This window comes from Solihabitans fulvus, assembly GCF_008386585.1.
Lineage (GTDB): Bacteria > Actinomycetota > Actinomycetes > Mycobacteriales > Pseudonocardiaceae > Solihabitans > Solihabitans fulvus.
On the sequence record NZ_VUOB01000059.1, the window covers coordinates 122,323 to 149,048 of the forward strand.

Genomic DNA, 26,726 nt, shown 5'->3' on the forward strand with positions numbered 1-26,726 from the left:
CGAGAGACGAAGTCACCGGACGGCTGTGATCCCCATCCGATTTTCCGATCGTCCGCGGAAGGAGCCCGGATATACGGAAGGCCGGGCCCGCCCCCGACGGCCCCGACCTTCCTCAGCGGGCGACTACGGCACTTGGAGCACCGCCCTAGCCGCTTGGCTTCAGTGCGCAGGTTGAGTACGCACAAACTGTCGTGACCTGGGTCACAAGTCAATGCGGCTGTACGGGTGAACCTGGTGGGGCCGCCTGCCCGAGGCGGCCCCGACCCGCGTTCGTCTCCCCGCGTTCGTCCCTGCCGACGTCAGCTCGCGTAGGCGCGCAGCCGCTCGGCGCGGTCCCCCTGCCGGAGCTTGGACATGACCTCGCGCTCGATCTGGCGGACCCGCTCGCGGGACAGCCCGAAGCGCTTGCCGATCTGGTCAAGCGTCCTTGGCTGGCCGTCCTCGAGGCCGTAGCGCAGCCGGATCACCCACTGCTCCCGCTCGTCCAGGGTGGCCAGCACGCGGCGCAGGTCGTCCTGGAGCAGACCGGAGATCACGGCGCTCTCGGCGTCGGTGGCCTCGCCGTCCTCGATGAAGTCACCGAGCGGCGCGTCCTCCTCGGCGCCGACCGGCATGTCCAGGCTTACCGGGTCGCGGGCGTGGTCGAGCAGGTCGGCGACCTTCTCCGGGGTCAGGCCGACCTCCTTGCCGATCTCCTCGTGCGTCGCCTCGCGGCCGAGCTGCTGGTGCAGGTCGCGCTTGATCCTGGAGATCTTGTTGACCTGCTCCACCAGATGAACGGGAAGGCGGATCGTTCGACTCTGATCAGCCATTCCACGCGTGATGGCCTGACGGATCCACCACGTCGCATAGGTCGAGAACTTGAATCCCTTGGCGTAGTCGAACTTCTCCACCGCGCGGATCAGGCCCAGGTTGCCTTCCTGGATCAGATCGAGCAGCGGCATTCCGCGACCGGTGTAACGCTTCGCCAGCGAAACAACGAGTCGAAGATTCGCTTCCAACAGGTGGTTCTTTGCGACGTGGCCATCCCGGATGAGCGCGCTCAGTTCGGAGCGCCGCTTGGGGGCGAGCCGTTTCGCGGTCTCCAGCATGTGTTGGGCGAAGACACCTGCCTCGATCCGCTTGGCGAGCTCGACCTCTTCGGCTGCTGTGAGCAGGGCGGTCCGCCCGATGCCGTTCAGGTAGACTCGAACCAGGTCGGCTGCTGGTCCCTGCGCGTCGAGATCGCCCTCGGCGCTGACCTCGGGGTCATAGGTCTGTGGGACGGTCATGATGCTCCCTCCCCCTTGTCACGGGCTGGCGTGCGGTCGCGTCACACACCTACGCGGCGCTGCGCGGCGTGCCATTCGGCGCTCGGCCATCCCCGTGCGGGATACCCTCGCCGTCTGGCTGGACACTGGGGAAACGAGTTCGAATCACAATTCGTTCCCGTGTCCCCGATCTGGAGACGTCGCAGCGGTCACAGCGGTTGCTCGAGGAATCCTGAGGATTGCCTGAGAGGGACTCGGGTCACAACGTTCCGTGGTCGAGCGGGCTCAAACCTCGATGATCAGAGTGAACGGTCCGTCGTTGACGCTGTGCACCGACATGGCGGCGCGAAACCTCCCGGTTTCCACCCGAGCGCCCCGTTCCCGCAGCTCCCGAACCACCGCGTCAACCAACGGCTGCGCGTCCTCCGGCGGGGCCGCCGCCGTCCACGACGGACGGCGGCCCTTCCTGGTGTCGCCGTACAGCGTGAACTGGCTCACCACCAGTAGCGGGGCGCCGAGTGTGGCGCAGGACTCCTCGTCCCGCATGATCCGCGCCTCGTGCAGCTTGCGGGCCATCGTGGCCGCCTGCGCTGGCGTGTCCTCGCGGTGCACGCCAAGCAGCACCAACAGTCCCGGCTCGGCGATGGCCCCGACCACCTCGTCGTCCACGGTGACGCTCGCCTCGGTGACCCGCGCCGCAACGGCCCTCACAGCTGCCTCCCCATCGCAGTGGTCCGCGTCACGACGCGGCGACCCAGTCCGCCGGCAGCAGCATGCCGTGCCGCACCAGCTCCCGGACCATCGGCACCGCGGCGGCCGCCAACGCGTCCGCCGACTGGTCGTGCGCGAAGGCCAGCAGCGACACCAGGTCGAGCAGCGGCAGCGCGCCCCGACAGCCCGCCAACAGCGCGGCCGCCAACTCGTCGACCTCCTGCTGCCAGCCGGGCCCGTCCGTCCGGTGCAGCCTGCGCACCACCGAGGACCAGCCCTCCGCACCTGGCTCGGACACCTCCTCGAGGAGCACGGTCGGCGGCACGGTGAAACTGGTGGCCAGCAGCTGCTCCGGCGAGCCGTTCGCGCGCAGCCATGCCACCCGGTCCAGCCAGGCGGCCGACTCGGGGCCCAGCGGGTCGTCGTAGGCGTGCCGCAGGTCCTCGCAGACCAGCTCGGGATGCCGCGCGTCGGTGCGGCGCAGCGTCACGAAGCCGAAGCCGATGCCCTCGACGTTGTTGGCGGCGAACCAGTCCAGCCACGCCGACGCCTTCTCCCTGCCCTCGGCGGACCGGGGATCCACCCCGGCGTCGCGCAGCCAGGTGCCCACGTACAGCGCCGGGTCGGCCACGTCCCGCTGCACGAACCAGGCGTCGACGCCGCCCCTTGGCAGCCAGGCGGAGACGCGGTCGGACCAGTCCTGGCCGCGCACGTGCAGCCACGAGGCCAGCAGCTGGCCGACGCCGCCGTCGGCGAGGAACGACGGCAGCTGCCGCACGACGAGCGCGCTGGCGTCGTCGCCCCCGAGGCCGGAGTCGCGGTAGACGTAGTCGACCCTTGGCGGGCCGACCACGAACGGCGGGTTGCACACGATCTGGTCGAAGCGGCGGCCTGCCACCGGCCCGAACCACTCGCCCCTGGCCAGTTCGACGTCCAGCTCGTTGAGCCGGAACGTGCCGGCGGCGAGGGCGAGTGCGCGCTCGGAGACGTCCGTTGCGGTGATCCGGCCCGCGTGCCGGCTCGCGTGCAGGGCCTGCACACCGCAGCCGGTGCCGAGGTCGAGCAGGGTGCCGACGGGCCGCCGCGAGGTCGCCCTGACCAGGCTCAGCGAGGCGTGCCCGACGCCGAGGACGTGATCGGCCGGGACCGGGGCGCCCTGCCTCAGGTCGGCGTCCAGGTCGGAGAACACCCACCAGGAGCCCTCCTCGTCGCCGTGCGGGCGCACGTCCAGCCCGGCGCGCAGGGCGTCGCCGTCGGCCACGACCAGCTCGGCGGCGACGGCGTCCTCGATGGACAGCGGGCCGAGCGCGGCGCGGACCGCCTGCGCAGGCTCGGCGTCGCCGAGCAGGAACAGCCGGATCAGCGTGCCGAGCGGACCGCCGTCCCGGCTCGCCCTGCGGGCGGCCTCCGGCTCGCCCCGGCCGAGCGCGGCGTGCGCCTGGGTGCCGAGCAGGTCGACGACGCCGTCCGCGTCGTAGCCGGTGGAACGGAACGCGTCGCGGAGCCGGTCGCAGAACGCCGGTGAAAGATCAGGAACCACGGTGTTGAATGCTCGCACCTCTCGGCAGAACGGGCTCACCCACACCCCGCCGACCCGTGGGCCCGCCCGACCCGGCGCACGAGCGGCCGCGAGACGCGGTCAGGGGGTGCGGCGCGCGCTGATCGCCAGGGCGATGGCCATGGCCAGCCGCTGGTCCGGGTCGTCAAGGGGCACGGTCGTCACCTCGGCCATCCGCGTCAGCCGATACCGCAACGTGTTCGGGTGCACGGCCAACTCCTTCGCCGCCTGCCGCACATCGCCCTGCGCCGCCAGCCAGGCACGCAACGTGGCCGCGTACTGCGTGCCGTTCTCCCCGTCGTGCAGCAGCAGATCCGCCACCGGCCCGCGCACCGGCAGCCGCCCCGTGTCGGCCGCCGCGGCCAGCCGGTGCAGCAGCACCTGCGCCCACGCCTTGTCGTACACCAGCGGCTCGCCAGCGCCCGAACCCGAGAAACCCGAGAAGCCCGAGAAGCCCGAGCCCGCCGCCTGCAACGCGAGGCACTCGTCGGCCTCCAGCCGGCTGGTCGGCAGCCCGGCCGCGTCCGCGCAGCCGCCGATGCCGGCCAGCACGGTCGCCTCCGCCGGCAGCTCCCTGGCCAGCGACCGCACCCAGTCCATGGCCTGGACCGCCTCCTCGTCGCACGGCACCACGGTGTAGAGCACGTTGCCGAACAGCGCGCTGCGGCCCGGCCGCGACCAGCCGAAACCCGCCGTGGCCCGCTCGAACGCGAGCAGCGCGGCGCCGTGCTCGCCCTCCCCGGCGTGCGCCTGCACGGCGATGACCCGCAGGTCGGTGGTCGGCAGGCCGAGCCGGGTCAACACCGCGGGCGCGCCGACGGTCGACTCCAGCAGGCTGATCACCAGGTCCGCCTCGGCCTGCCGCTCCAGGTCCGCGCTGGCCCTGGCCCGCAGCAGGTGCAGCGCGGCGGTGCGGGCCCCGTCCACCAGGGCCGCCGTCCGCTGCGGGTCGACCGGCCCGTCCACCTCGACCCACACCGAGCCGAGCAGTTCCCGACCGGCCCGCACGGCGGCGACCAGCCTGCTGCCCAACGCCTCGGTCAGCTGCGGCACGAACAGCGGCTCGTCCGAGGTGGCCAGGTGCCCGAACACGCCGTGCTCGTCCTGCACGCGCCGGACCTCGTCGGGCACCCGCCTGCCGAGGATCGTCTGCACCCGCACGGGATCCACGTCCTGCTGCCGATAGGAGTACGCCAGCACCCTGGACTGCTGGTCCTCGATCGTCACCGGCCCGCCGACCACCGCCGCGATGGCGTCCGCCAGCGCGAACAGGTCGCCGGGTCCCTCCGCGCACCCCTGCCGCTGGCCGCCGAGGACGAGCGTCTGCGCGACGTTGACCAGCTGACTCCACGGCACCTCGGGATCCACCAGCAGCACCGCCGCGCCGGAGCGCCTTGCCGCGGCCAGCACGCGCTCGTCCAGCGGCGGGTGGCCGTGCAGCACGACCGCGGCGGCCCTGGTGTTGCCGACCAGCCGCGCGGCGGCGGAGGCCGAGCCGGTGCCGAGCCCGAGCAGGACGTCGTCGTGGGCGGCGGTGGTGGACTCGGCGGGGTCGTGCAGCGCGACGCCGCGCAGCTCGACCTCGCGGCCACGCGGCGCGCACGACAGGTGCGTGCCAAGGCTGCCGAGCACGTCGACAAGCCGATCCAGGGCGACCATTTTCGCTCGCTCACCAGTACTGGGCGGTATCGGGCGAATCGTAACTGCACGCCGGGCGGACCTGGTCGAGATCGACACTCCGGGGCGGTGTTGGATGTAACCCGACGGTGGGATGATGAACGCGGAGGTGGTGTCGTGAAGAACCCCGAGTCGGGCGACACCCCGGTGCTGATCACCGAGGCCGAGCCCTCGTACAACGATCAGCACGCGGCGCGCAAGCGCAAGTACGCGATCATCATGGGCGCGCGCATCCCGTGCCTGGTGCTCGCGTTCGTCTTCATCCAGACCTGGTGGCTGGCTCTGGCGTTCCTGGTCCTCTCCGTGCCGCTGCCGTGGATCGCGGTGCTGATCGCCAACGACCGGCCGCCGCGCAAGTCCGAAGAGGTCAACCGGTTCCGGGCGGACCAGCAGCGCAAGGCGTTGGAGGCTCGCGAGCACCCGGTCATCGACGGCTGACCGAATTCCGTCGACCGCTGACCGAATTCCGCCTGCCGCATTCGGGCAATGACGTTTGCCCGAATGCGGATTCGGTTCGCGAGGGGTCACACAGGGCCGCCCGTTCGCGCAGCACGAGCGCACTCGCTTATGTCCGGCTTATACCGTTCGCGTGTAATATTTGCGCGACCCGCGAACGGAGCAGCCACAGTGCGCGTACTGATAGCCGAGGACGAGGCGATGCTCGCCGACGCGATAGCGGAGGGTCTTCGCCGGATCTCGATGGCCGTCGACGTCTGCCACGACGGCCAGGCAGCGCTGGACCGGCTGTCCGTCAACGACTACGACGTCCTGGTGCTGGACCGCGACCTGCCGACCGTGCACGGCGACGACGTCTGCCGCAGGCTGATCGCCGACAGCCGGGACGTCCGCGTGCTGATGCTCACCGCCGCGGTCGGCATCAGGGATCGGGTCGCGGGCCTCGGCCTCGGCGCGGACGACTACCTCACCAAGCCGTTCGCCTTCGACGAGTTGGTCGCCAGGATCCAGGCGCTGGCCAGGAGGTCGCGGCCCGCGCTGCCGCCGGTGCTCGAACGCGGCGGCGTCACGCTCGACCTGCCACGGCACCAGGCCGCCCGCGACGGACGGTTCCTTCCGTTGTCGCCCAAGGAGTTCGCCGTGCTGACGGTGCTGATGCGGGCCGAAGGCACCGTGGTCAGCGCCGAGCAGCTGCTGGAGAAGGCGTGGGACGAGCACGCGGACCCGTTCACCAACGCGGTCCGGGTGGCCGTGATGACGTTGCGGCGCAAGCTGGGCGACCCGCCGATCATCGAGACGGTGTCCGGCGTCGGCTACCGCTTCGCGCCATGAGGCGCCGTCGCCGGTCCATCCGCGTGCGCGTCGCGGTCCTGATGGCGGTGGTGTTCCTGCTCGGCATCGGTGTCGGCTGCACGCTGCTGGCCGTCATGTTGGCGCCCAGGATCACCGAAGGACTGACCTTCGCCTACACGACGGCCAGCCGCGTCCTGACCTTCAGCCAAGTCTCCTCGGTGGGCTTTCTGGCGGGCGCGCTGCTCGGCGCCGCGCTCGCGGCGTTCCTCGGCTGGCTGTTGGCCGGCGTCCTGCTCCGCCCGCTGTCCCTGATGACCGCCGCGACCGCGCGGCTGAATCCGCAGAGCCTCGGCCAGCGCGTCAGTTTCACCAGTAACAGCAAGGAACTCGGCGAGCTGGCCGGGTCCGTCGACGCGATGCTCGACCGGCTGGCCACCGGCTTCGACAGCCAGAGTCGCTTCGTGGCCAACGCGTCGCACGAGCTGCGCACCCCGCTCGCGGTGCAGCGCACCCTGGTTGAGGTCGCCATGCAGGCGCCGGACGCGAGCCAGGATCTGCGCAGGCTCGGCGCGCAACTCCTGCTGGTCAACGAACGAAGCGAGCGCATGATCGAGGGGCTGCTCGCGCTGGCGGTGAGCGACAGGGGCATCACCGGCAACGCTCCGGTCCGGCTCGATCAACTGGTGCTCGGCGTGCTGAACGACTACCGGGAAAAGCTTGCCGCCCAAGGCATCGAGCTAACCCACGCGCTTGACGAACGGGTCGTCGCTGGCGATTCCGCGCTGCTGGAGCGACTCGTGGTCAACCTCGTCGAGAACGCCATCAAGTACAACGAGCCCGGCGGCTGGATCCACGTCAGGGTCGGCGACGAGCCTGCCCTGATGGTGCACAACTCGGGGCAGCGCGTGCCAGCCGAGGCCGTCTCCCGGCTGTTCGAGCCGTTCCGCAGGCTGACCAACGACCGCACCGACCACGGCGGGGGAGCGGGCCTCGGCCTGTCGATCGCGCGCTCGATCACCGACGCGCACGGCGGCGGCATCGGCGCAGTCCCCGGCGATCACGGCGGACTGCGCGTGGAGGTCATGCTGCCGGCCGCGTCCCTGTGACAAATCTCGCCGCACAAACCTCGCCAAAAAAGTCTGACCGCACTGTCGCCGACGCGTTCCCGCCCTGGCGAAGGCCTTTTTCGGGCCGCCGCATAAGGGCGAGATAAGCGCTTTCGATTATCCGCCCGAAATGCCCACTTCGTTATCACTGTGGGCATGACCATGACGCACGACGAATACCTCGGCATGCGGCGGTTTCCCGCCCTGGACGGCGTGCGCGCGATCGCCGCGCTGCTCGTCGTCTTCTTCCACTACGGCGGCCCGGGCGCGCTGTCGGGCTGGATCGCCGTGCAGGCGTTCTTCGTGCTGTCCGGGTTCCTGATCACCACGCTCGCCCTGCGCGAGGAGTCCCGCACCGGCCGGCTCTCGCTGCGCTCGTTCTACCTGCGCAGGGTGTTCCGCATCCTGCCCGTCTACGCGGTGATCCTCGCCGGCACGACCGTGGTGTTCGCGCTGCGCGGCGAGTACGCCAGCAGCGGCCTCGCCGAGGCCATGCCGCTGCACCTGACGTTCTTCAACGAGCTCGGTGGCGCGAACCCGTTCGGCCAGGCGTGGTCCCTCGGCGTGGAGCAGAAGTTCTACCTGTTCTGGCCGCTGCTCGCCTTCGCGATGCTGCCAACCGTCCCGGCGCGCGCGGTGACGCGCGGCTGGTTCACGGCGGCCGCGCTGGTGCTGTCCCTCGCGCTGGTCCCGGCGACCAACGGCGTGTCGGTGCACTACTTCTCGCTGCTCGCCGGCTGCCTGCTGGCCGTCCTGATGCACCAGCCCAAGGGCTTCGCCCTCGTCCGGCCGCTGACCTCACCGGTCGCCAGGGTCGTCACCCCGCTCGTCTTCGTCGCGGCCCAGCTCGCCGTGCGGCCGGCCGGGGCGTTGTTCGGCAACTGGCAGTCGGTGGTCCCGTTCTACTCGCTGGCCGTGGCGCTGATGCTGCCGGCCCTGCTCACCCCAGGCAGGCTCTCGCGGGCCCTCTCCTGCCGCCCGGTCGCCTTCGTCGGCGAGCGCTCCTACTCGCTCTACCTGATCCAGGCGCTGGCGGCCGTCACCGTCACCACCGTCCTGCCCGAGCTGCGCGGCCTCGCCGAGGCAACCGCCGTCGCCCTGCTGGCGCTGCTCCTCGCGACCCTGCTGCACCGCTCGGTCGAACTGCCGATGATCCGACTGGGCCGCAGGCTGACGGCGGTACGGACCGCCGCGCCCACGTCCGCTCAGCGCGGCTGCGCCCCGACCCCGCGCACCGCGTTCGCCCCAGCGCGCGTCCCGGCCAGCAGTGCGTCGGCGCGCGAGGCGCCGCCGAGCCACGCGGTCAGCAGGCCTGCGTTGAAGGCGTCGCCCGCGCCGGTCGAGTCGATGCACTCGGCCTGCTCGGCCGGCACCGACACCAGGCCGTCCTGATCCACCCAACTGGCGCCGCGCTCGCCGGCCGTGACCGCGACCGCGCCGACGACGCCGAGCAGCCCGGCGGCCGAAGACGGCTCGGTCGAGCCGGTGAGCGCGTGCAGCTCATCAGTGTTGGGCAGCAACAGGTCCACGCCGCGCACCGCGTCGAGGAAGTCCCCGGCGTCGGTGATCAGTCCGGCCGACTGCGGGTCGACCGACGTGGTCAGCCCGGCCGCGCGCGCCGCGGCGAGAACGGCCAGCCCGGCGGGCCGCGAGGACGCGTCCAACAGCACGTAGCCGGACAGGTGCAGGTGGCTCGCCGTGGCGAGCAGGCCGGGATCGAGGTCGGACGGCGAGAAGCGCGCGTTCGCGCCCCGGTCGGGCAGCATGCTGCGCTGCCCGGTGTCGTCGACGAGCACCACCACGCAGCAGGTCGCCGCGTCGGGGTCGACCGCGAACGCGCAGCGGACACCGGCCGAGGTCAGCTCGGCGTGCACCTGGCGGCCCGCGGAGTCCGCGCCGACCCTGGCCACCAGCACCGGGCGCGCCCCGCAGCGCGCCAGCCAGGCCGCGGTGTTCGCGCCAGCGCCGCCCGGCTCGATCGTGACGCTGGCGCGCGAGTCGCCGCCGTGCACGATCGGGCCGGCGTGCCGGGCCACGACGTCCAGCCCGGCGTCGCCGACCACCACGACGGAACCGGGTGTCGTCACCCGCGCAACCCGGCGAGCGCGACCGCCGACTCGGCGGCCAGCTTGGCGTTGCTCAGCACCAGCGCCTCGTTGGCGTCCAGGCTCGCGCCGCCGCTGCCGGAGTGGAAGTGCTCAAGCAGGACCGGGGTGACGTCCTTGCCGTGCACGCCGTCGCGGCGCAGCAGGTCGAGGCCCTCGTCAAGTAGCCGGTCATGCAGCACGCGGTCCACCTCGTGCTCGGCGGGGACCGGGTTGGCCAGCAGCACGCCGGAGGTGCCGGGCACCCGCGCGCGGTGCGCGGCGACCACGGCGGCGACCTGCTCGGGGCTGTCCACCCGCCACGGCACGTCGAACTCGGATTCGCGCAGGTAGAAGGCGGGGAACCGGTCGGCCCGGTAGCCCAGCACCGGCACGGACCTGGTCTCCAGCAGTTCGAGGGTGGCGCCGATGTCGAGCACCGACTTGACCCCGGAGCAGACCACCAGCACCGGGGTGGTGGCCAGCACGTCGAGGTCGGCGGACACGTCCCAGGAGGTCTGCGCGCCCCGGTGGACGCCGCCGACGCCGCCGGTGGCGAACACGCCGATGCCGACCGAGTCGGCCAGCGCAGCCGTGCTGGCGACGGTCGTGGCGCCGTCCAGCCCGAGGGCGAAGGCGGGCCCGAGGTCCCGACGGGACAGCTTCACCAGCCCGGCGTCCGCCGCGCACACCCGGTCCAGCTCGTCGCCGCTGAGCCCGATGGTCGGCGTGCCGGCGAGCACCGCGATCGTGGCCGGCGTCGCGCCGGCGGCGCGCACCACGTCCTCGAGCCGAATCGCCACCTCGCGATTGCGGCCGGGCGGCAACCCGTGCGCGAGCAGCGTGCTCTCCAACGCCACCACCGGCCGGCCCTCGGCCAGGGCGTCGGCTACTTCCTCAGCGATCCTTGTCGTCACAACCGTGCATCATGCATCACCCGACCGGACGAACTGTCCCGCCGGGGGAGGTGATCAGGCATCATGGAACCCGTGAGCACTTCCACCTTGACGAATCCGGACACCGAGACTCGGCCGGAAGGCACGGACACCACCGGGGACGACTCTCCGAAGATGTTCCACTACGTGAAGAAGGCCAAGATCGCCGAGAGCGCGGTCATGGGCACTCACGTGGTCGCGCTGTGCGGCGAGGTCTTCCCGGTGACCAAGTCGCCGAAGCCGGGCTCCCCGGTCTGCCCGAAGTGCAAGAAGATCTACGACAAGCTGCCGTCCGGCGGCGACGCCTGACCTGTGCGGACACCCGCTGATCCGGCTCCTCGCGCCGGATCGGCGTGTGTCGCCGTGTCGCTAGGCGGTCGCGGCGAGCGTCGGCCACACCAGACGAATCTTGGTGCCTCGGCCGAAGAAGCGCTCCGCTCGCTCGACGGAGGGGAAGCTGCACTGCAAGCTCCCATCCGAGGCGATCGTGTGGACCTGCCGCTCGAACGCCATGCCCCAGGCGACGATCGAGGCGTCCTCGAACTCGCCCTCTTCTTCGACCACCGCGAACAGCCGGGGCGCGCAGAAGGTGACCAGTTCCTCCGCCAGCTCGGCGAACCTCTCCTCGGTCAACGACACGCCCGTTGCGCCAGCGCCCCCGTCGCCTTCGCCTGCCGTGTCATTCATGTCGACCTCCCGGTGTCGTGTGGCCCGAACGGGTACTGAGCGCGGGCGATAGGGTCTCGTGACCTTGATCGATGTGCTGCCAGTCACATCATCGGTGATGTAGATGCTAAATTTCGGTTCAACAAGCCGGAAGTCCCTGATCGAGTGACTGCGAGGTCGTGCGTGGTTGAGGCGTCGAGCCCCACGGTGTGGCGGCGATGGCTGGCCTTTGAACTGACCCGGCTGCGGCAGGAAGCCGGTCTGGATCAGAAGGCCGTGTCGAAGGCGCTGCGGTGCACGGTCGGCAAGGTGTCCTACATCGAGACCGCCGAGCGCCCGGTGGTGCTGCGCGATCTCGATGAGGTGTTGCTGCCGCTCTACAACGTGCCCAAGGACCGCTGGCCCACCTACCTGGACGCAGCAAAGCGCTCCAGGCAGAAGGGATGGTGGGAGAGTCACGGGCAGGCAAGCCTGCCGAGCTGGTTTTCCCTGTACGTCGGTCTTGAGCAGGGCGCGGCCCAGATCCGGACGTATGAGGGGCAGTTCGTTCCGGGTCTCTTGCAGACGCGGGACTACACCGAAGCTGTACTTCGTCGCAGCACGGCTGAGCGTGCCGACTCGGAGATAGAGCGACTTGTTCAACTTCGCATGGCCCGGCAAGACGCCTTGGTGCGCGAGCCTGATCCGCTGCGGTTCTGGGTCGTGCTGGACGAAGCGGTTCTTCGACGTGTGGTCGGCAGCCCGTCAGTCATGCGATCTCAGCTTCGACATCTCGTCGATGCAGTACGACATCCGAAGATCACAGTGCAGGTACTGCCGTTCGCGCACGGCGCGCATCCGGGCATGACCGGGTCGTTCTCCATCCTGGGGTTCCAGTGGCCGGCTGATCCTGGAGTCGCGTTCGTTGAGTACCGGTCCGGTGCGCTCTATCTGGAACAGTCCCACGAGATCGAGGCGCACACGGTGGCGTTCGAGCATCTGTGCGCTCTTGCCCTGACACCGGATGACTCTGTGACAATGGTCGAAAACGTCGCGGAGGAGTACTCGTGATCTGGCGTAAGTCGAGCTTCAGCTCAGACCAAGGCGGCAACTGCGTGGAGGTCGCGGCGTTGGCCGACGGCCTCATGGCGGTGCGCGACAGCAAGGCGCCCGAGGCCGGCACGGTGACCTTCACCCGGGCTGGAATGGCGGCCTGGATCGACGGGATCAAGGCCGGGGAGTTCGACGGCCTCACCTGATCCGGGGCTCGGGAATCATCGGCAGGGCGTTGGGGCGGAGGAAGGCCCTCGCCACCTCCCGTACCTGCCGGCCCGGCACCGGCACGAGCCGCCAGCGAGCGCAGACGGTCGCCACGGCGGTCGTCAGCTCGGCCCAGGCGAAGCCGTCGCCGATGCACTTGTGGCCCCCGGCGCCGAAGGGGATGAACCGGGCGCGGCCCCAGTCCTTCGCCTCCGGCGCGAGCCACCGGTCCGGGTCAAAGCGCATCGGGTCGGGGAACAGGTCGGGGTCGCGGTGCAGGGTGGGCAGGCTGATCAGCAACTCGGTGCCCGGCCGGATGGTGACGTCCCCGAGCCGCACCTCCTCGACGGCCCTGCGCATCAGTAACCACACCGGGGTGTGCAGGCGGATGGCCTCGGTCAGAACCCGGTCGACGTAGGGGAGCCTGGCCAGGTCCGACGTGGTGACCGGCCGGCCAGCCAGCACGGTGTCGACCTCCTCGTGCACCCGGCGTTCGGCCTCGGGATGCCGGGCCAGTTCGTGGAACACCCAGGACAGCGCGGTCGCGGTCGTCTCGGTGCCCGCCATCAGGATGTTCATCACCTGCGTGCGGACCTCGGCGTCGCTCATCGCCGGAGCGGCTGGGCCGGCAGCCCCGTCGGCGTCGGGCTCCACATCCCTCGCGGTCACCAGCATCGACAGCAGGTCGCCGTGGTCTGCGCCCGACGCCCGGTACGCGTCGACGACGCCGTCGACGACGGTCGTCAGGCGGTGCAGCGCGGCCTCGAACCGGCGGTTGCACGGCGTGGGCACGCGTTCCAGCAGCTCGCCTGGCAGCATCGAGCGTTTCGTGATCCCGTTGAGCACCGGGCTCAGCGACCGGCGGACCTCCGCCACCGCCGCCTGCCCCAGCTCGGCGCGGAACAGCGCCTTCGTGGTGACCATCAGGGTCAGCCGCGCCATCTCGCGGTCGACCTGCACGGGTCGGCCGGGCCGCCAGCCGGCGACCACCTCGGCGATCTCCTCGCGCATCACCTCGACGTACCCGGCGACGCGGTCGGCGTGGAACGCGGGCTGCATCACCCGCCGCTGCCGCATGTGGCTCGGTTCGTCCGCGGTGGCGAGGCCGTCGCCCAACAACTGGCGCGCCTTGGCGAACACCGCGCCCCGGCTGAACCTGTGCGCGTCGGTGACCAGCACCCGGCGGATGAGGTCGGGGGAGTTGACCTGGCAGACCGGGCGAGTCCCCAGATAGAACGCCACGACGTCGCCGCGCGAACGCAGACTCTGGAGAAACCCAAGGGGATCCCGGCCGAGCGACAGGGTGTGGCCGAGCACCGGCACGCGGCGCGGCGCGATCGGCACGTCCTGGATCGAGGTGGTCACGGCTCGGCCTCCCACTTTCGGTAGCGGAGCGGGCGACCCCGAACGGTCGTCAGGGCCGGCGAGCCACGGCGGCCAGCAGCGAGGCGTGCACCGGTAGGTCGGTGACGAGCCGCAGATGGTTGTCGGGCCGCCACTGCGAGGTGTACACCAAACCGGGCTCCGCCACCTCAAGATCGGCGAGCAGGCCGCCGATCCACTCCCGCGACCGCGCGACACCAGCGCTCGTGGTCGCCTTCGACAACTCGACCAGGCCCCTGACCTCCGAGGAGCCGACGCCCTCGTTGTCGGCGATGTGCGACAGCACCAGATAGCTGTCCGGCACGACCTCGTCGAGGTAACCGGCGACGGTGGCCTCGGCGACCTCCGCGTCCAGCACGTAGTGCAGCGAGGACGCCATGATCACCGCAACGGGCTCGTCGAGATCGAACAGCCGCCGGGTGACCGGATGGCCGAGCACGAGGTCGATGTCGCACATGTCCGCCTCGATGATGCCGGTGCCCTCGATCGTGGACAGGATCAGCTCGCTGTGCGCGACGGCCACCGGCTCCCGTTCCACATAGACCACGCGGCAACTCGGGTCGACCTCGCGGGCGATTTCGTGCACGCTCTTCGCGGTCGGCATGCCCGATCCGAGGTCGAGGAACTGCCGGACGCCTGCCGTGGCGCAGAAGTTCACCGCGCGGCTGAGGAACTGCCGGTTGTACCTGGCGAGGTCGCGGACCCATGGCATGGCGGCGATCGCCTGTTGCGCGACCGCGCGGTCGGCGGCGAAGTTCCAGCCACCGCCGAGAAGATAGTCGTAGATGCGGGCCGGGCTGGCCCGATCGAGGTCGACGTTGGACGGCACCCAACTGGCCTGGCTGCTCACAGCCCACGTCCCATCGGATCGGGGTTCACACCACCGGACAAGACACACCACGCTAGTGCGCGCCGTCGAGGCGGCGACAGGAGTATTACCCGTGTGGCGGACCGCTATCACCCGATCGATATGGTCACTCAGGCGGTTGTAGGGTGCACCCTCCGTGTCACGCTGCCAGTCCCGAGAGGATGCACCGTGCAACCGCTCAGAACCCTTGCCACCGCACTGATCGTCGTGCTGGCCGGTGCGATCGTCGCGTCGCCCCAGGCGATCGCGACCACCACACCGGACACCACCTGTTCCGAGACCAGCCTGCCGGTTTCCCTTGGCCTGCTACCGGAAACCGTGCACGGGCAGCTCTGCCTGCCCGCCGGCGACACACCGAGGACCGTGCAGCTGCTCGTGCACGGCGGCACCTACAACAGCCAGTACTGGGATCTTCCCTACGATTCGGGCAGTTACTCCTACCAGCGCGACATGGCCGCCAACGGGCTCGCGACCTTCGCCGTCGACCTGCTCGGCTCCGGCCGGAGTTCGCAGCCGCTGAGCGCGCTGGTGACCGGAACGAGCCAGGCGTCCGTTGTGCACCAGATCGTCGGAAAGCTCTGTGCCGGCGCGGTTTCCGGCCTTCGGTTCGATCGCGTCGTGCTGGTCGGCCACTCGATGGGCTCGGGGGTCGCGGTGCTGGAGGCCGCCACCTACCACGACGTGGACGGCGTGATCCTCACCGGCATGTCGCACTCGATGAACCTGTTGGCATTGACCAACATCTTCGTGCAGGGCGTCCGGCCCGCGTTGCTGGACCCGGAGTTGTCCCAGCGCGGCGGCGATCCCGGTTACGTGACAACGATGCCGGGCACGCGCGGCCTGTTCCACGATCCCGGTGTGGTTGATCCCGGCGTGCTGGCTGCGGACGAGGCCACCAAGGACCAGGTGCCCGCGACCGTCGTGCCGGACCTGTTGACGCTGGCGTTCGTGAGCCCGTTGTCCCGAGCCATCACCGTGCCGGTGCTCATCGCCAACGGCGACCGCGACGGACTGTTCTGCGCCTTCACCTGTTCGAGCGAGGAGTCGTTCCTGGCAGCGGAGAACCCCTACTTCTCCCCGGACGCCCACCTCGAGGTGCGGCTGGTGCCGCAGGCCGGGCACGCCGTGGCGCTGGCCATCAGCGCGCCCGACTACCGCGCGGACGTCCGCGACTGGCTGAGCATGCACTTCGCCGGCTGACGGCCCGCGTCACCCGCCGCCGGGTTCATCGCGGGCGGACTGCTCACCACTCGACCGCTCCCCGACGGGCTGCCCGCTGCTCGGCCGCCCGTCGGGGAGTGGCGACTCGCGGCGCAACGGCAGGGTCTGCTTGGTGTCGGCGGGGGACGGAGCACCGCCGAGGTCGGCCCCGCTTCGCCCCTTGTGCCGCGTGCGGTGGTGCTCGGTCCTGATCCGCTCGGCCGCCCGCTCCATCTCTAATCGGCGCCACCTGCGGCGCTGCCGCCGGGTCATCCTGGCCGGCCACATGTCCTCGATGGCGCTGTTGAAGTACGCGCCGATGACGATCGCCAGCCCGATGAAGAACGCGAACAGCAGGAACGCGATCGGGGTGGCCAGCGCGCCGTAGGTGTAGCCGGTGGTGGTGATCCACGAGATGTACAGCCGCAGCCCGATGGACGACAGCAGGAACACGACCATGGCGAGCGCCGCGCCCGGTACGCCCCGGTGCCACGGCAGCTTGCGCGGCAGCGCCAGCTTGTACAGCGAGGCCAGCGCGATCACCAGCAGCACGGCGATCGCCGGGTAGTAGAACATCCCGACCCATTGGATCACCGTGGGTTGCCATGAGTCGGGGAAGAACTTGGGCAGCAGGTCGGGACCGAGCGCGAGCACCGGCAGGCCGATCACCGCCAGCACGAGCCCGACCATGTACAGCAGCAGCGAGAAGATCCGCTGCCAGACCTCGTTGCGCACCCCGTACTGGTCGTGCGCGACGGTGATCGCGTCGACGAACGAGGACATCGCGGACGAGCCAGCCCACAGCGAGATCACGAACCCGATCGAGACGATCTCGCCCTTGCCCTTGGTGAGGATGTCGGACACGGTCGGCTCGATGATCCCCTTGACCACTGAGTCGCTGAAGATCGTCCGGCAGAATGCGATGATCTTGGCCTGAACCGCGTGCACGACCTCTGGTCCGAACCAGTCGCCGACGAAGCCGAGGCTGCCAAGCAGGCCGAGCAGCAGCGGCGGCAGCGAGAGGGTCTGCCAGAAGGCCGCCTCGGCCGCCTCGGAGAAGATGTTGCCGCCCCACGCCTTGGACAGCGTGCGCGCGAAAAGCCGCAGCGGTCCCCGGCGCATCGGGGGCGGCCCTTCCTCGGGCGTGCTGCGTTCCGGGTTGTCGGTGTGCGGACCCATCGCGCCCCCAAGCATGCGGCATGCCCGTTCGAACCACGGCACCAACCCGGTCGGGCGGGGTCGTGTCGCGTCGCACACCGCGTCCTGGCCCGCGCCGGCTCCGCGCAACAGGTAGGCTCGTGGCCGCCCTCACCGGGCTCCCGTCGACGTCGCGGGGCCGGGCACACGTGGGGGCATTTGTGTGTTCGCGACCCGGTGATCAGCGGAGGAAGGAGCTTCGAGTCCGTGGCCCAGCCCGACTCCATGCCCCCACCCTCGCGTCCGCTTCGTGCCTGGCAGCGCAGGGCGCTGACCAAGTACCTGGCGGCCAAGCCGAAGAACTTCCTCGCGGTGGCGACCCCCGGAGCAGGCAAGACGACCTTCGGGCTGCGGGTGGCCGCCGAGCTGCTCGCCGACCGGACGGTCGAGGCGATCACCGTGGTGACGCCGACCGAGCACCTCAAGCACCAGTGGGCGGCCGCGGCGCACGAGGTCGGCCTGCCGATCGACTCGAACTTCCGCAACACCGCTGGCGCGACCTCGCGCGACTACCTCGGCGTCGCGGTCACCTACGCGCAGGTCGCCGCGCATCCGACGCTGCACCGGGTGCGGACCGAGAACCGCAAGACGCTCGTGCTGCTCGACGAGATCCACCACGGCGGTGACGCGAAGTCCTGGGGCGACGCGATCAAGGAGGCGTTCACGCCTGCGGTCCGCCGGTTGGCGCTGACCGGGACGCCGTTCCGAAGCGACGACTCGCCGATCCCGTTCATCGACTACGAGCCCGACAGCGCCGGGGCGATGCGCAGCAGGGCCGACCACTCCTACGGCTACTCCGACGCGCTGCGCGACGGCGTGGTGCGGCCCGTGATCTTCCTGGCGTACTCCGGCGAGGCGAGCTGGCGGACCAGCGCGGGCGAGGAGTTCACCGCGCGGCTCGGGGAGCCGCTGACCCAGGAGCAGACGGCCCGGGCGTGGCGCACGGCGTTGGACCCGTCCGGCGAATGGGTCCCTTCGGTGTTGATGGCCGCCGACATGCGGCTGACGCAGCTGCGCAACGACGGCATGCCGGACGCCGGTGGTCTCGTGATCGCGACCGACCACGAGACGGCGAAGGCGTACGCGAGCATCCTGCACCGCACGACCGGGCACGAGCCCGTCGTGGTGCTCTCGGACGACCCGAAGGCGTCGGGCCGCATCGCGGAGTTCGGCGAGTCGCAGGACCGGTGGCTGGTCGCGGTCCGGATGGTGAGCGAGGGCGTCGACGTGCCGAGGTTGGCCGTCGGTGTCTACGCGACGAGCGCGTCGACGCCGCTGTTCTTCGCCCAGGCCGTCGGCCGGTTCGTGCGGCGGCGGAAGGTCGGCGAGACCGCGAGCGTGTTCCTGCCGAGCGTGCCGGTGTTGTTGCAGCTGGCCAGCGAGCTGGAGGCGCAGCGGGACCACGTGCTCGGCAAGCCGCACCGGGAGAAGGACGGCTGGGACGACGAGCTGCTCGCCGACGCCAACCGGACCAAGGACGAGCCCGGCGAGGAGGAGAAGGCGTTCACCTCGCTTGGCGCCTCGGCCGAGCTGGACCAGGTGATCTACGACGGTTCGTCCTTCGGCACGGCGGCGCTCGCCGGGACCGAGGAGGAGCAGGAGTACCTGGGGCTGCCCGGCCTGCTTGAGCCGGACCAGGTGCGGGCGCTGCTGCGGCAGCGGCAGGAGCAGCAGCTGGTCTCGGTGGCCAAGCGCAAGGCGGAGACGAAGCCGGACGCGCCGGCCAAGGCGGCCCGGCCGGCGAGTGTCCAGGAGCAATTGTCGAGCATGCGCCGGGAGCTGAACAGCCTCGTCGCGCTGCACCACCACCGGACCGGCAAGCCGCACGGCAAGATCCACAACGAGTTGCGCGGCTACTGCGGCGGCCCGCCCACCGCGATGGCCAGCGTCGAGCAGCTCGAAGAGCGGATCGCGACCATTCGTTCCTGGTGACTCGTTCCCGGTGACGTGTTCCTGGTGACGCCGTGCGCGGCTCGCCCGGGGCGTCCGCGCGCCGCGCACAGCCGGCTGGTTGCGCCGCTCCCGAAAGGCTGAATCGCGAACGAGTGATCGATGTGTCCGTCGATGCGCCCGGTCGGCGCAACCAGTCACGCACGGTGACTGTCTTACTCAAGCAATGTAAGTAGATGACAGGTCGGTTACCTCGCCGTTGCCGCATTGTGCTGTCAAATTCGAGCTTTATCGATACAGTGTGGTTCCGGTCACCCCGTTCGGAGGCATACGTTGTGCGCCACAACATTTTCCCGGCCTCGGAGCGTGACCCGTGGCCGCTCGGTAGTAGCGAGTAGCGAAAGGGATGGCCATGCGCAGCAAGCCCCTCGCCCTCATCGCCGTAGGCACGGGCCTTGCCCTTGCCATGACGGCGTGCGGCAACAACAGCTCAGGCGGCGGATCCGGTAGCTCGGGCACCAGCTCGGCCGGGTCAAGCGGCGGTGTCAAGGTCGGCGTGATCCTCCCGGAGACGGCGAGTTCTGCCAGGTGGGAGGGCTTCGACAAGCCGCTCCTCCAGAAGGCCATGCAGGCCAAGGGCCTCGACCCGGACATCCAGAACGCCCAGGGTGACGTCCAGAAGTTCACCACCCTGGCCGACGGCATGATCAACAACGGGGTCAAGGTCCTGGTCATCTCCTCGATCAACAGCGAGGTGGGTTCCGCGGTCGCCAAGAAGGCCGAGGCCCAGGGCATCCCGACCATCGACTACGACCGGCTCAACCTCGGCGGCTCGTCGAAGTACTACGTGTCCTTCGACAACGTGAAGGTCGGCGAGCTCCAGGGCCAGGGCTTCGTCGAGGGCATGACCAAGCTCGCCGCCGGCAAGAAGCCGGCCGAGGTCATCGAGATCGAGGGCGCGCCGACGGACAACAACGCGACCCTCTTCCACGACGGCCAGGAGAAGGTCCTCAAGCCCAAGTACGACGCGGGCGACTACAAGCTCGTCCAGAGCAAGCCGATCGACGACTGGGACAACCAGAAGGGCGGCCAGGACTTCGAGCAGATCCTGACCGGCAACGGCCAGAAGGTCGACGGCGTCGTCGCCGCCAACGACGGCCTCGCCGGCGCGGTCATCACCGTCCTGAAGAAGTACGGCCTGAACGGCAAGGTCCCGGTCACCGGTCAGGACGCCACCCCGGACGGCCTCAAGGCCGTGCTCACCGGCGACCAGTACATGACCGTGTTCAAGCCGATCGACCAGGAGGCCAACGCCACGGCCGAGCTGGCCGCCGCGCTCGCCAAGGGTGACACCGCCGCCGCCGACAAGCTGGCGAACGCGACCGTCCACGACCCCAACGGCAACCGCGACGTCAAGTCCGCCCTGTCCACCCCGATCCTGATCACCAAGGACAAGGTCAAGTCCGTCATCGACGCCGCCTTCGTCAAGGCGTCCGACGTCTGCACCGGCGACATCGCCGCGATCTGCACCCAGCTCGGTATCAAGTGACTCGCCGTTCTGCCTGAATAACCCGCCGCGGCGGGGTGCCTGCCCCCGACTCGCACCCCGCCGCGGCATCCACCTGTTCACATCTGGAGGAACGCCGTGAGTGAGCCGATTCTCGAGCTGCGCGGCATCAACAAGAGCTTCGGTCCCGTCCACGTGCTGCACGACGTCGACTTCACCGTCAGGGCCGGTGAGGTGACCGCGCTCGTCGGCGACAACGGCGCCGGCAAGTCGACGCTGGTCAAGTGCATCGCCGGCATCTACCCGACCGACTCGGGCGAGGTGCTGTTCAACGGCGAACAGACGCACATCCACGGTCCGAAGGAAGCGTCCAACCTCGGCATCGAGGTCGTCTACCAGGACCTCGCGCTGTGCGACAACCTCGACATCGTGCAGAACATGTTCCTCGGCAGGGAACGCGGCAGGGCCGGTCTGCTCGACGAGTCCGACATGGAGCAGGCCGCGCGCAAGACGCTGACCTCGCTGTCGGTCCGCACGGTCAAGTCGGTCCGCACCCCCGTCGCCTCGCTCTCCGGCGGCCAGCGGCAGACCGTGGCCATCGCCAAGGCCGTGCTGTGGGACAGCAAGGTCGTGCTGCTCGACGAGCCGACCGCCGCCCTCGGTGTCGCGCAGACCCGCCAGGTCCTCGACCTGGTGCGCCGCCTCGCCGAACAGGGCCTCGGCGTCGTCCTGATCAGCCACAACATGAACGACGTCTTCGAGGTCGCCGACCGCATCGCGACCCTCTACCTGGGGCGCATGGCGGCCGAGCTGCCGACCAAGGACGTCACGCACAGCCAGGTGGTGGAGCTGATCACCGCGGGCCGCTCCGGCGACCTCGGCATCGCCCGCCCCGAGAACGCCGTGGTGTGACCCCGCTCAGGGCCACCACTTGACCGCCGCATCTCCACCAGAGCTTGTTCGACACCCGTGAGGACCCGAGCATGACCGACACACCGACCGGTACGACCACCGGCGAGAAGGCCGCCGACAAGAGCGGCGGCGGCACGGCCCAAGCGGCCATCTCCGACTTCGGCATCGACACCACCTCCCGCTCGACCGGCGAGGCGCTGCGCGACTACGTCGCCCGCGTCAGGGGCGGCGAACTCGGCTCCCTGCCGGCCCTGCTCGGCCTGGTCGTGCTGCTGGTCGTGTTCAGTTCGCTGTCCGACAACTTCCTCACCCTCGGCAACATCGCGAACCTGCTGGCGCAGGGCGCCGGCAAGACGGTCATCGCGATGGGCCTCGTCTTCGTGCTGCTGCTCGGCGAGATCGACCTGTCCGCCGGCACCGCGTCCGGCGTGGCCGCCTCGGTGATGGCGCTGCACCTGGTCAAGAGCGGCAACCTGCTCGGCGGCATGGGCAGCACGGTGTTCTACCTGTTCTGCGGCATCATCGCGCTGGCGATCGTGTTGGCCGCCTGGATGCGGCTGTGGATCGGGGTCGCGCTGTCCGCGGTGGCCCTGCTGATCGCGCTGATCGGCCTGCCGGCCAACCCGTGGACCGAGATGCTGCTCGCGCTGTGCGTCGGCACCGCCATCGGCTGCGTCACCGGCTTCCTCGTCGCGAAGGTGCGGATCCCGTCCTTCGTGGTGACGCTCGCGCTGTTCCTGGCCTGGGGCGGCGTGATCCTCCAGTTCATCGGCCAGGGCGGCACGCTCGGCCTGCGCGACGACACGCTGTTCAAGGTCGCCAACGGGAACCTGAACACTGCGGCGAGCTGGGGCCTGTTCGTCATCGCGGCCGGCGGCTACGCCGCCGTCGTGCTCAGCCGGCACTTCACCCGCCTGCGCAAGGGCCTGGTGGCCCAGCCGACCGCCATGGTCGCCGCGAAGGTCGCCGTCGTGGTGGTGCTCAGCGCCGTGGTGACCTACCTGCTCACGCTCAACCGCTCGCACAGCGACCTCGTGAAGATCTCCGGCGTCCCCTACGTGGTGCCCATCGTGTTGGTGCTGCTGGTGATCGGCACCTTCGTGCTGGACCGCACCCGCTACGGCCGGCACATCTACGCGGTCGGCGGCAACCAGGAGGCCGCGCGCAGGGCCGGCATCGACGTGCCCAAGATCCGGATGAGCGTGTTCGTGATCTGCTCGTCGGTCGCGGCGCTCGGCGCGATCATCTACTCCTCGAAGGTCGGCTCGGTCGACCCGAACGCCGGCGGCGGCAACACCCTGCTCTACGCGGTCGGCGCCGCCGTCATCGGCGGCACGTCGCTGTTCGGCGGCAAGGGCCGGGTCAGCAACGCCGTGATCGGTGGCGCGGTGCTGGCCACCATCGACAACGGCCTCGGCCTGCTCAAGCAGCCCGCCGCGGTGGTGTTCGTCATCACCGGTCTGGTCCTGTTGCTTGCGGCTAGCGTTGACGCACTGTCTCGGCGCCGTGCGGCGGTCGCCAGCCGCTGACCACGAGCGAGGAACAAACCAGGTGACGACCACGCCAACCTCGGGTACCCGACCGGACGAGATCCGCAGGCACAACAGGACGGCGTTGCTGCGCCGTCTGCATGTGGACGGGCCGTGCACCCGGGCGGCGTTGGCCACGGAGCTCGGCCTCAACCGCAGCACGATCAAGGCGCTCGTGGACGGTCTCGCGTCCGCCGGGGTGGTGGCCGAGCGCGTGCCGGCGCAGCGCAGCGGCGCGGGCCGCCCGTCGCTGCTGGTGCTGCCGCAGCCGCACGCGGCCGTGGTGCTGGCCATCGACGTCCGCGTCGAGCAGGTGTCGATGGCGATGGTCGGCATCGGCGGCGAGATCCTCGGCCGGCACAGCTGGAACCTGCACCGCAAGAGCCGCGAGCCGGGCGAGGTGATCACCCACATCGCCGACTCCAGCCAGCTCCTCGCCGACGAGCTGTCCGTCGACGTGGTCGGGGTCGGCGTCTCGGTGCCCGGCGTGGTCCGCAGGGCGGATGGCCAGGTGCACGAGGCGCCGAACCTCCAGTGGACCGACGTGCCGCTCGGCAAGCGGCTCGCGGCCGTGCTCCGCAAACCGGTGCAGGTCGGCAACGACGCCGAGCTCGGCGCGCTGGCCGAGCACGTCAGGGGCGCGGCGCGCGGCGCGGCCGACATGGTCTACGTGTCGGCGGACGTCGGGGTCGGCGGCGGGGTGATCTCCGGCGGCTCGCCGCTGCGCGGCACCGGGGGCTACGTCGGCGAACTCGGCCACATGGTGATCCGGCACGACGGCCGGCAGTGCTACTGCGGCTCCCAGGGCTGCTGGGAGACCGAGGTGGGCGAGCCGGCGCTGTGCAGGGCGCTGGCCCTGCCGGAGGGCTCCCCGCGCGGCGCGGTCGTCGCGGAGCTGCGGTCGCTTGCCGAGGAGCCCGGCGACCCGGCCGGCGTCGAGCACCGCCTCGGCGACTTCACCTACTGGCTGTCGCTCGGGCTGGTCAACGTGGTCAACATGCTCGGGCCCGAGCTGGTGGTGCTCGGCGACCTGTTCGCCTCGCTGCCGACGGAGGTCGTCGAGCGGGCCAGCGCGACGGTGCACCAGCGCAGCCTGGTCAGCAGGGCGGTCGGCGGCACCAGGATCGTCATCTCGACGCTCGGCAGGGACGCCAAGCTGATCGGCGCGGCCGAACTCGCCTTCGAACCCGTCCTCGGCACCGTCTAACCGGCCCCAGACACGCCGCTGGCCGGGTGGGAGAGTCCACCCGGCCAGCGTGTCGTTTGAGGGCTTCGGTTCGCCCGTGTGGCGTCTCAGCCCTGCTGCAGCTCGGCAGCGAGCTCGCGCAGCTTGTTCCCGTGCTCACGGGCGTGGTGCCCACAGAACAGGAGCTCGCCCCCGGAAGGGAGCACGGCGCGAACCTGAGCGGCGGCCCCGCAGCGGTCGCAGCGGTCGGCAGCGGTCAGATCGGGGCGGGTGAGCGTGGTGGTCATGGAAATCTCCCTCCGTCCCAGCACCGGGGATCGGTGCCATTTGACTAGCTGCGACCACAGCGCCCTGGCTGGTCCGCGGTGCTCGCTGCTTCCACTCTTGCAGACGCTTGAGCGTTCGTCAGTGTTCCCGAGGGCGTGGCGATCGCGGTCACGTTTGTTTTACCCACTTGCAGCACATCCGGACCCGACTGCCCGAACGGTTCGGCTTTTCGCCACTACTTTCCGCAGTCATGGCGAGGGCATGGGACGCGCGCGGCCGGGCGTCCGGCGGGCGTCCCGTACCGCCGTCCGGCCGGATTCGGCGGCCGCGTCCGCCGCGTTCCGTTGCCCCGGACGCGGCGAGACATCGAGCGGCCCGGCACCCGGCGCGCGCCGAAAATGGTGTTCTGCCAGGACATTCCGGGTGCGGTGGCACGAGACCGCGGCGCGCGGACGCGCGATCATGGTCGGTGAGCGCGCCGGCCGTGCGCCGTTCGGTCGAACACGGAGCGTGTCGGCGCGAGCGGTGATCGTGATCGCCGGCGACTCCGGCGCGGGCGGGCGCGCGATCGCCGAGTGGATCCGACCGCTGGACCCCGTGGTCACCCATCGTCTCCGTCAAGCCCGTGCAATGTGTGATCCGTCACGTTCTGGACGCCCCGAAGTCACCGCGAATTCAGCTCAACGCGTAACAACGCGAAAGGCCCGTTCCGGACAGAACGGGCCTTTCGCGGATGACCGATTTAGTCGAGGTAGTCGCGCAGGACCTGCGACCGCGACGGGTGCCGCAGCTTCGACATCGTCTTCGACTCGATCTGCCGGATGCGCTCGCGCGTCACGCCGTAGACCTGGCCGATCTCGTCCAGCGTCCTCGGCTGGCCGTCGGTGAGGCCGAAGCGCAGCCGCACCACGCCGGCCTCCCGCTCGGACAGCGTCGCGAGCACGGACTGGAGCTGGTCCTGGAGCAGCGTGAACGACACCGCGTCGACCGCGACGACCGCCTCGGAGTCCTCGATGAAGTCACCGAGCTGGCTGTCGCCCTCGTCGCCGATGGTCTGGTCGAGCGAAATGGGCTCCCGGGCGTACTGCTGGATCTCCAGCACCTTCTCCGGGGTGATGTCCATTTCCTTGGCGAGCTCCTCGGGCGTCGGCTCGCGGCCGAGGTCCTGGAGCAGCTCACGCTGTATGCGGCCGAGCTTGTTGATGACCTCGACCATGTGCACCGGGATGCGGATGGTCCTGGCCTGGTCGGCCATGGCTCGCGTGATCGCCTGCCGAATCCACCAGGTGGCGTACGTGGAGAACTTGTAGCCCTTGGTGTAGTCGAACTTCTCGACCGCGCGGATCAGACCCAGGTTGCCCTCCTGGATCAGGTCGAGGAACGCCATGCCGCGACCGGTGTAGCGCTTGGCCAGCGACACCACGAGACGGAGGTTGGCCTCCAGCAGGTGGTTCTTGGCGCGCTCGCCGTCCCGCACGATCCAGCGCAGGTCGCGCCGCATCTGCGGGGTCAGCTTCTCGTTCTCGTCCTCGGACCGGCGCACCCGCTCCGCCGCGTAGAGGCCGGCCTCGATCCGCTTGGCGAGCTCGACCTCCTCCTCGGCGTTGAGCAGCGCCACCTTGCCGATCTGCTTGAGGTAGGCGCGGACGGAGTCGGCCGACGCGGTGAGCTCGGCGTCCTTGCGGGCCTGCCGCAGGGCCTCCGACTCCTCCTCGTCCCAGACGAAGTCGCCCTCGCCCGGCTTGGCGGTCTCCTCGGCCTCCTCCGGCTCGTCAGCCACCGGCTCGTCGACGAGGTCGACCTCGACGTCGGCGAGATCCTCGGCGCCGGGGGCGTCAAGCTCGTCGGGCTCGTCGCCCTCGGCGGACTTCTTCGCCTTGGCGGGCGCTGCTGCGCCCTTCGCGGCCGGCTTCTTCGGGGAAGCCTTCGCCGTCTTGCCAGCGGCCTTGGCCGCCGTCGCCGGCTTCTTCGCCGCTGCCGGCTTGCGCGCCGAGCTGAGCTCCTCGGCCTCCGCGCTGCCCGGCGTCTGCGTGGTCGTCTTGGCGGCGCTCGCGGCGGCGGGGCTGGAGCGTCGGGTTGCGGTTTCTGCGGCTGCCACGTACGCCCTTTCGCGACTGTCGATCACGGCAAACCGAAGGACGCGAACTTCGGTCGCCAGAGTTCGGGGGGAGAACCCGCTGGCCTTACCGCCGCGGGCACCGTTCCATTGTAACGACGTCAACCGTCAATCGTTGCGCCCCGCAGCCCTTCTGCCCGTCCGGATCTGCATTGTGCCTGCTAGATCGCGTCCGGCAAATTCTGGAACGACCCTGA

At 70.3% G+C, this 26,726-nt stretch carries 24 protein-coding genes and 1 pseudogene; 13 read left to right on the top strand and 12 right to left on the bottom strand.

What is annotated here, in order from left to right; all coding sequences use genetic code 11:
* Positions 1-299: 299 nt before the first annotated feature.
* The 4 genes from F0L68_RS29515 to F0L68_RS29530 all read right to left on the bottom strand — a co-directional run bounded on the left by F0L68_RS29515 (position 300) and on the right by F0L68_RS29530 (position 5,178).
* Positions 300-1,271: a sigma-70 family RNA polymerase sigma factor gene (locus F0L68_RS29515; protein WP_149853107.1), complete on the bottom strand. Its 972-nt coding sequence runs from the start codon at positions 1,269-1,271 to the stop codon at positions 300-302.
* A gap of 264 nt (positions 1,272-1,535) precedes the next feature.
* Positions 1,536-1,961 (bottom strand): D-aminoacyl-tRNA deacylase, encoded by a 426-nt coding sequence (dtd, locus tag F0L68_RS29520; RefSeq protein WP_149853108.1) that lies wholly within the window; start codon positions 1,959-1,961, stop codon positions 1,536-1,538.
* A 28-nt stretch (positions 1,962-1,989) separates the two neighbouring features.
* Positions 1,990-3,501, bottom strand: a complete 1,512-nt coding sequence (locus F0L68_RS29525) for a DUF7782 domain-containing protein (protein ID WP_149853109.1) — start codon at positions 3,499-3,501, stop codon at positions 1,990-1,992.
* A gap of 99 nt (positions 3,502-3,600) precedes the next feature.
* Entirely contained in the window at positions 3,601-5,178 is a 1,578-nt protein-coding gene (locus tag F0L68_RS29530) for a PucR family transcriptional regulator (protein ID WP_149853110.1), read from the bottom strand.
* A gap of 135 nt (positions 5,179-5,313) precedes the next feature.
* Between F0L68_RS29530 and F0L68_RS29535 the strand changes: the two genes are divergently transcribed.
* From F0L68_RS29535 to F0L68_RS29550, 4 genes and pseudogenes are all read left to right on the top strand, one after another.
* A complete protein-coding gene (locus F0L68_RS29535; RefSeq protein WP_149853111.1) occupies positions 5,314-5,634 on the top strand; it encodes a DUF3099 domain-containing protein in 321 nt (106 codons plus the stop codon).
* A gap of 189 nt (positions 5,635-5,823) precedes the next feature.
* On the top strand, positions 5,824-6,483 hold the full coding sequence (locus F0L68_RS29540) for a response regulator transcription factor (RefSeq protein ID WP_149853112.1): 660 nt from the start codon (positions 5,824-5,826) through the stop codon (positions 6,481-6,483).
* Positions 6,480-7,550: a sensor histidine kinase gene (locus F0L68_RS29545; RefSeq protein ID WP_223199244.1), complete on the top strand. Its 1,071-nt coding sequence runs from the start codon at positions 6,480-6,482 to the stop codon at positions 7,548-7,550. Before F0L68_RS29540 ends, F0L68_RS29545 begins: the two co-directional genes overlap by 4 nt.
* 186 nt (positions 7,551-7,736) lie before the next feature.
* Positions 7,737-8,669: pseudogene (locus F0L68_RS29550) on the top strand (acyltransferase family protein); the annotation flags it as partial.
* A gap of 86 nt (positions 8,670-8,755) precedes the next feature.
* Here the strand turns inward: F0L68_RS29550 and F0L68_RS29555 are convergent.
* Entirely contained in the window at positions 8,756-9,637 is an 882-nt protein-coding gene (locus F0L68_RS29555) for a carbohydrate kinase family protein (protein WP_149853113.1), read from the bottom strand.
* Complete coding sequence (locus F0L68_RS29560) at positions 9,634-10,551, bottom strand: pseudouridine-5'-phosphate glycosidase (RefSeq protein WP_149853114.1); 918 nt, start codon at positions 10,549-10,551, stop codon at positions 9,634-9,636. Before F0L68_RS29560 ends, F0L68_RS29555 begins: the two co-directional genes overlap by 4 nt.
* A 63-nt stretch (positions 10,552-10,614) precedes the next feature.
* Here F0L68_RS29560 and F0L68_RS29565 point away from each other — a divergent pair, with 63 nt between their 5' ends.
* Positions 10,615-10,878, top strand: a complete 264-nt coding sequence (locus F0L68_RS29565; RefSeq protein WP_149853115.1) for a DUF3039 domain-containing protein — start codon at positions 10,615-10,617, stop codon at positions 10,876-10,878.
* A 60-nt stretch (positions 10,879-10,938) separates the two neighbouring features.
* Here F0L68_RS29565 and F0L68_RS29570 read toward each other — a convergent pair whose 3' ends face one another.
* Positions 10,939-11,256 carry a hypothetical protein gene (locus F0L68_RS29570; protein WP_149853116.1) on the bottom strand — a complete coding sequence of 106 codons (318 nt, stop codon included), beginning with the start codon at positions 11,254-11,256 and terminating at the stop codon, positions 10,939-10,941.
* Between the two features lie 162 nt (positions 11,257-11,418).
* Here F0L68_RS29570 and F0L68_RS29575 point away from each other — a divergent pair, with 162 nt between their 5' ends.
* Positions 11,419-12,285 (top strand): helix-turn-helix domain-containing protein, encoded by an 867-nt coding sequence (locus tag F0L68_RS29575; protein ID WP_149853117.1) that lies wholly within the window; start codon positions 11,419-11,421, stop codon positions 12,283-12,285.
* Positions 12,282-12,473, top strand: a complete 192-nt coding sequence (locus F0L68_RS29580) for a DUF397 domain-containing protein (RefSeq protein WP_149853118.1) — start codon at positions 12,282-12,284, stop codon at positions 12,471-12,473. The genes F0L68_RS29575 and F0L68_RS29580 overlap by 4 nt, the downstream gene beginning before the upstream one ends.
* Here F0L68_RS29580 and F0L68_RS29585 read toward each other — a convergent pair.
* Positions 12,466-13,839, bottom strand: coding sequence for a cytochrome P450 (locus tag F0L68_RS29585; protein ID WP_188316896.1), 1,374 nt, complete (start codon positions 13,837-13,839; stop codon positions 12,466-12,468). The genes F0L68_RS29580 and F0L68_RS29585 overlap by 8 nt on opposite strands.
* Positions 13,840-13,888: 49 nt before the next feature.
* Positions 13,889-14,707 carry an SAM-dependent methyltransferase gene (locus tag F0L68_RS29590; protein ID WP_188316897.1) on the bottom strand — a complete coding sequence of 273 codons (819 nt, stop codon included), beginning with the start codon at positions 14,705-14,707 and terminating at the stop codon, positions 13,889-13,891.
* Between the two features lie 186 nt (positions 14,708-14,893).
* Between F0L68_RS29590 and F0L68_RS29595 the strand changes: the two genes are divergently transcribed.
* Positions 14,894-15,925 carry an alpha/beta hydrolase gene (locus F0L68_RS29595; protein ID WP_223199245.1) on the top strand — a complete coding sequence of 344 codons (1,032 nt, stop codon included), beginning with the start codon at positions 14,894-14,896 and terminating at the stop codon, positions 15,923-15,925.
* 9 nt (positions 15,926-15,934) lie between these two features.
* Here F0L68_RS29595 and F0L68_RS29600 read toward each other — a convergent pair whose 3' ends face one another.
* Positions 15,935-17,104, bottom strand: a complete 1,170-nt coding sequence (locus F0L68_RS29600) for a YihY/virulence factor BrkB family protein (RefSeq protein WP_223199246.1) — start codon at positions 17,102-17,104, stop codon at positions 15,935-15,937.
* A gap of 243 nt (positions 17,105-17,347) precedes the next feature.
* Between F0L68_RS29600 and F0L68_RS29605 the strand changes: the two genes are divergently transcribed.
* From F0L68_RS29605 to F0L68_RS29625, 5 genes are all read left to right on the top strand, one after another.
* Positions 17,348-19,054, top strand: coding sequence for a DEAD/DEAH box helicase (locus F0L68_RS29605; RefSeq protein WP_149853169.1), 1,707 nt, complete (start codon positions 17,348-17,350; stop codon positions 19,052-19,054).
* A 370-nt stretch (positions 19,055-19,424) separates the two neighbouring features.
* Positions 19,425-20,561, top strand: a complete 1,137-nt coding sequence (locus F0L68_RS29610; protein ID WP_149853123.1) for a sugar ABC transporter substrate-binding protein — start codon at positions 19,425-19,427, stop codon at positions 20,559-20,561.
* Positions 20,562-20,657: 96 nt separating this feature from the next.
* Positions 20,658-21,431, top strand: coding sequence for an ATP-binding cassette domain-containing protein (locus tag F0L68_RS29615; protein ID WP_149853124.1), 774 nt, complete (start codon positions 20,658-20,660; stop codon positions 21,429-21,431).
* A 71-nt stretch (positions 21,432-21,502) separates the two neighbouring features.
* A complete protein-coding gene (locus tag F0L68_RS29620; RefSeq protein WP_149853125.1) occupies positions 21,503-22,960 on the top strand; it encodes a sugar ABC transporter permease in 1,458 nt (485 codons plus the stop codon).
* A gap of 22 nt (positions 22,961-22,982) precedes the next feature.
* On the top strand, positions 22,983-24,167 hold the full coding sequence (locus tag F0L68_RS29625) for an ROK family transcriptional regulator (RefSeq protein ID WP_223199247.1): 1,185 nt from the start codon (positions 22,983-22,985) through the stop codon (positions 24,165-24,167).
* Between the two features lie 86 nt (positions 24,168-24,253).
* Here the strand turns inward: F0L68_RS29625 and F0L68_RS29630 are convergent, their stop codons facing one another.
* On the bottom strand, positions 24,254-24,433 hold the full coding sequence (locus F0L68_RS29630; RefSeq protein ID WP_149853126.1) for a DUF7455 domain-containing protein: 180 nt from the start codon (positions 24,431-24,433) through the stop codon (positions 24,254-24,256).
* A 722-nt stretch (positions 24,434-25,155) separates the two neighbouring features.
* Positions 25,156-26,511: an RNA polymerase sigma factor gene (locus tag F0L68_RS29635; protein WP_438672328.1), complete on the bottom strand. Its 1,356-nt coding sequence runs from the start codon at positions 26,509-26,511 to the stop codon at positions 25,156-25,158.
* Between the last annotated feature and the right edge of the window lie 215 nt (positions 26,512-26,726).